We start from the raw sequence: 3,118 nt of genomic DNA, 5'->3' as shown, positions 1-3,118 counted from the left end.
AAAGGTTTCATCCTATTTTACCTTTTTTGGTCTACCCCCTTGACAATTTGCACTTTTTCTTAACTTGTCACAAATGAGCTATATGTCACTGTCAGCTATACGCGAAGCAATCGCCTAGAGTATATAGCCTTTCTCACAAAAATTGGATACACCGAAACCTGTGTTGCCAAGGTTATTAAGTTTGATTTCATACCTCATCTGCCCAAGAAATTCTATATATTCCGGCGTATTTCGCGAAGTAAGCTGTCGCGCATTTAATCGATCGACTACTGCGTACTTAAACTCTTGTGGGGTCGCCACTCCTAGCCCACCATGAAGCTTAAATTTAAATGCAAAATAGTTGATTCACTGGGATTCTATTCTCGCCTCAAAATCAGCACTCAGGTTGATGCGATCGCACAAATTACTTTGATAAAGTTAGACAATTCTAAACGCAGAAACCGGGTTTGAAGGACTAAATTCTCTGGTAAAGGGCGATCGCCAGGAGTTGAAGAACCCGGTTGATGAGAGTCGCGAGGGCGTAAGTCCTGTGAGAAAATAAATAACCCCAAAAGAGGAAAAATGCTCGGAATTTATTTATTTTGTATCTACGTCGCAGTATTGTCCGTGTTTGCTGGCTCCAGCCCCCGCAGCCCTGAGAAATGGTGGGTAGAAATCGTCACAGATTTGCCCCGCTGTACCTACTATTTTGGCCCCTTCGACACCGACAAAGAAGCCTCCAGCAATATTCCGGGCTACATCGAAGACCTGGAAAGCGAGAAAGCCAAAAGAGTTAGCATCCGCATCAAACGGTGTCAGCCTTCGGAACTCACGATTTGCGACAGTGAATTCTCAGAGAGTATCGCGGCTTAAGAATTTTGATAGTCCAGACTCCAGAAACCGGGTTTTTTGACTAAAATACTCCATCTATTACGACGGGTATCTGTTAAATAACCCGGTTTCTGAGCGTCAAGAGTGCCTAAGTTTTGTTTGAGTTTTCAATTACCTCAAGCCTCAACAATAATATTAAGCATGAGCTTCTCCTAGTCCTTACTCTGCGGAGTTTGTATTTGTAGTGGTGGCTTAAAAGTCGGCATCTTCTCCACCAAAATGCAGATTTTAGCCACCATTAACTGCCAAAATTTATCGGGATCAAATCAGCACTGAGGATGAGCCGATCGCTCTCGTTGCGTTGATAAATTGAGAAGAGTAAAAACTACTTAAGTATTCCCAGAGGTAAATATGTTTGAAATCTCTATGTTGGGTATGTTTTTCACGGCTTTTTGGGTGCTAGCTCAACCTGCTAGCAGCACTCGACGCAACGAATGGTGGGTAGAAGTGGATACAGATTCGCCAAAGGGTACCTATTACTTTGGGCCCTATGACAGCAGACAGGAAGCTTCGGACAACTCGAACAACTACATCCGAGACTTGGAGAACAAAGGATCTAAAAAAATTAGCATCAACATCAAACAAGGTAGTCAACCTACTCAGCTAAGAGCTAGCGAAGAGTCTTGAGAAGGTTGGAAAGTGCAAATTACGGGCGCAGAAAAGTTGAGTTGTTAACAGGGTTTTTTTCAAATGAGATCGCGCTTGCATACACTAGGGACACAACAAAGCTGTGTCCCGATGAAATAGTTAAGAAAGAATCTATTTGCGTCCGATAAATGCACGACTTTTCAAAGCACCATCTGATTGAGATTACTGCGAGGATTAAAAGTACGATTTGCTTGGATTTTTTCGTAGGACTCGCGTTCGACAGTGGTGAGTTCTTTCGGTGGCACGATCGCAATTTTTACTAACAAATCAGTCCGCTCGTCTTTCTTCGGTTTCGGCCATCCTTTGCCCCGCAACCGCAAAGACTGACCCGAACGAATCCCGGCTGGAAATTTCACAGTGATCATACCTTCAGGCGCCGGCACTTCAATTGAACCTCCCAACACCGCTTCGTCGGGAGTTATCGGGACTTCGCAGACCAAATTCTCTCCCTCAAACTGGAAGAAAGCGTGAGGCAACACTTCTAATTTTAGGTACAAATCTCCCTGCTGCTTCGTGTAGGGGTCAACTTGACCTTTGCCTTTTATCCGAATTTTACTGCCGGTTTTCACTCCTGCTGGAATCGAAACTTCCCCCGTGGCGACTCGCTTGGAAGTGCCCCGAAATGCTTCCCCCAGAGTCAGGGAAATGGCGACCTCGGTGTCGAGAGAGCTTCCTGCGCTGCGGTTTTCGTACCCCGCGAAATCTTCAAAGCCGCCAAAACCTGTGGGCCCGCCGCTGGTGGTGCGGTAGTTGCTGTAATTCCACTTGGCGTTGCGGGCATTACCCGGACTACTACCTGCGCGACCTAACAAGGCATTGATAAATTCGTCAAAACTGCCGTACTCGCTGAAGTCAACCCCGCCAAAGTCTACATTCGTACTGCCCCCGCCCGGCCATCCGCCTGGAGTTGTGGCAGCTTGCTTCCAGTATTGACCGTATTGGTCGTATTTTTTGCGTTTTTCAGGGTCTGAGAGCACTTCGTAAGCTTCGTTTACTTCTTTAAAACGAGCTTCGGCTTCTTTGTTGCCGGGGTTCATGTCCGGGTGATATTTGCGGGCTAGTTTACGGAAAGTTTTTTTTAATTCGTCAGAAGTGGCAGTTTTGTTGAGTCCCAAAATAGCGTAATAGTCTTTAAAATCTGTTGCAGCCATTAAGCAATCCCCTCTTTATTAGTTGTTATTTGTTAGTTGTTAGTTGTTAGAAAGAATAAATCCCAAATTAGCCGCAGGATGGCGCATTAGTATAATGCCAGGAGCCGAAGTGCCTGCGACATCTCATTCAAATTATAGGTTATCAAAGGTTGGGACTCGATCGAGTTCGGTTGTTGCTGGGCGTTCGATCGCAATTTCCGCACTCCGCTGCTGTTTAAGATTTTATAGCATTCCGCTCTCTCGTGCACAAGGCAGCCGGAGCAGCCTCTAGAAATGCTTTTGGCATTCGACAACACAAACAATAGCTTTCATCAATTAAGGAACGTCCTTACCCTATAGGCCGTTGCTATACCTGTGAGCTTTGAGACGGTGAAACTGCTACACAAATACTAGACAAGTCTAGACATTTGCTTCTTACTTCATCGGGAGCATGGGAGCGGTTATCCCTC

General features: G+C 45.5%; 3 protein-coding genes. 2 read left to right on the top strand and 1 reads right to left on the bottom strand.

What is annotated here, in order from left to right; genetic code table 11:
- Positions 1-561 precede the first annotated feature (561 nt).
- Positions 562-852 (top strand): DUF1816 domain-containing protein, encoded by a 291-nt coding sequence (locus tag QUA16_RS36160; protein ID WP_333109629.1) that lies wholly within the window; start codon positions 562-564, stop codon positions 850-852.
- 369 nt (positions 853-1,221) lie between these two features.
- On the top strand, positions 1,222-1,497 hold the full coding sequence (locus tag QUA16_RS36155) for a DUF1816 domain-containing protein (RefSeq protein ID WP_333109627.1): 276 nt from the start codon (positions 1,222-1,224) through the stop codon (positions 1,495-1,497).
- Between the two features lie 161 nt (positions 1,498-1,658).
- Here QUA16_RS36155 and QUA16_RS36150 read toward each other — a convergent pair whose 3' ends face one another.
- Positions 1,659-2,669 (bottom strand): J domain-containing protein, encoded by a 1,011-nt coding sequence (locus QUA16_RS36150; protein WP_333109626.1) that lies wholly within the window; start codon positions 2,667-2,669, stop codon positions 1,659-1,661.
- Positions 2,670-3,118: the final 449 nt, after the last annotated feature.

The organism is Microcoleus sp. S13_C3 (assembly GCF_036700905.1).
GTDB lineage: Bacteria > Cyanobacteriota > Cyanobacteriia > Cyanobacteriales > Microcoleaceae > Microcoleus.
The sequence above is the reverse complement of the archived record's forward strand: the minus strand, read 5'-3'. Positions and strand labels throughout refer to the sequence as shown.